Below are 1683 nucleotides of genomic sequence, written 5' to 3' on the forward strand. Positions count from 1 at the left end.
TTTCCCTTTGTTACCTTGAGCACAACGTACTTTGCGAATACCACCGCCATTCTTGATTAGGTCACCTCTATCAGGCTGTACCAAAAGATCTTGCTGAAGTTGACGATATTCCTCATCAGATACAAGGGCACTGTTGCAAATAGGCTGACATGATAAGCTAAATATCTTATTTATTTCGAGATACAGCAGATGAATCCCTTCCACGGTCGGCACTTTCAAGGTGAAATCATTCTTTGGGCTGTTCGTTGGTATTGTAAATATGGCATCAGCTATCGTGAACTTCAAGAAATGCTCGCTGAACGAGGCATAAATGTGGATCACAGTACAATTTATCGTTGGGTTCAGCGTTATGCTCCAGAAATGGAAAAACGGTTACGCTGGTATTGGCGTAATCCTACAGATTTACATTCATGGCATATGGATGAGACTTATATCAAAGTGAAGGGGCGATGGACTTACCTGTATCGTGCAGTTGATCAACAGGGTCATACGATTGACTTTTACCTTTCCGCTAGACGGAACAGTAAATCAGCCTATAGTTTTCTAGGAAAGATCTTCAATACGGTGAAAAAATGGCAAATTCCACGGGTCATCAATACAGATAAAGCAGCGACCTATGGCCATGCTTTATCACGATTAAAGCGAGAAGGAAAATGTCCAGTAGATATTGAGCACAGGCAGATTAAGTATAAAAATAATGTCATTGAATGTGATCATGGTAAGTTAAAGCGAATCATCAGGGCCACATTAGGATTCAAATCTATGAAGACTGCTTATGCCACAATTAAAGGTATTGAAGTCATGCGTGCACTACGTAAAGGACAAGCATCGTCATTTTATTATGGTCAGCCTCAGGGTGAAGTGTGTCTAATCAACAGGGTTTTCGGTCTCTAAGCACTTTTTAAAGGGAACATCATCGACTCAAATCACTATTTGCAACAGTGCCGCCAAACTTTCTATAGTCTTTGACAATTACAATTCATAAAAACTAAGTATGCCTGATCAACAGCTTTCCCTCAGTGATTACCTCGAAACAGTCCAAGAGATCGTAAAGATTGCCTTTGGTGATCCTGTATGGGTTAAAGCTGAAATTAGAAGCCTGAACACCAAGAGTGGTCACTGCTACCTAGAACTTGCTGAAAAAGAAGAGGGCACTGATAAAGTCATTGCATCTTGTAAAGGAACCATTTGGAAGTCCACTGCAGCTAAGCTTCTGTACAAGTTTCAGAACGAAAGTGGAATGGAGCTGTCAAAGGACCTGAATATTCTGATTAAAGTCAAAGCCAGCTTTAGCCCACAATATGGGTTCTCAGTAAACATTGAAGACATTGATTCAAGCTTTACGCTCGGTGATCTTGCGAGACGTTACCAACAGATCGTAAAGCAACTCACAGAAGATGGCTTGATTGACAAGAATAAGAAACTCCCTACACCATTTGACATTAACAAGGTTCTCGTCATTGCACCTGAACAAGCTGCAGGATTAGGAGACTTTAGAAAGGATGCTGATATTCTGTATAAAGCAGGGGTCTGTGAATTCATCTATCACTCAGCAACATTTCAAGGTAATACAGCAGCAGCAAGTATAATTGCTTCTTTAAGCCAAGGATTAAGACAGTGGGCCAATGAATACAAAACACCTCCTGACTTGATTGTCATCATTCGTGGTGGTGGTGCTGTCAA

Annotated in this window: 2 protein-coding genes and 1 pseudogene; 2 read left to right on the top strand and 1 reads right to left on the bottom strand. The window is 40.9% G+C overall.

Annotated features, from left to right (window positions below; genetic code table 11):
* Positions 1-204, bottom strand: a pseudogene (locus HX743_RS16290) (hypothetical protein); the annotation flags it as partial.
* Here HX743_RS16290 and HX743_RS15965 point away from each other — a divergent pair.
* Both HX743_RS15965 and HX743_RS15970 read left to right on the top strand, forming a co-directional pair.
* Entirely contained in the window at positions 190-894 is a 705-nt protein-coding gene (locus HX743_RS15965; protein WP_020753605.1) for an IS6-like element IS1008 family transposase, read from the top strand. The pseudogene HX743_RS16290 and the gene HX743_RS15965 overlap by 15 nt on opposite strands.
* A 100-nt stretch (positions 895-994) precedes the next feature.
* Positions 995-1683: exodeoxyribonuclease VII large subunit (locus tag HX743_RS15970; RefSeq protein ID WP_178319668.1), on the top strand; the 689-nt coding region annotated here is incomplete at its 3' end.

The organism is Acinetobacter sp. Swhac1, from assembly GCF_013390985.1.
In the GTDB taxonomy this organism is placed as follows: Bacteria; Pseudomonadota; Gammaproteobacteria; order Pseudomonadales; family Moraxellaceae; genus Acinetobacter; species Acinetobacter towneri.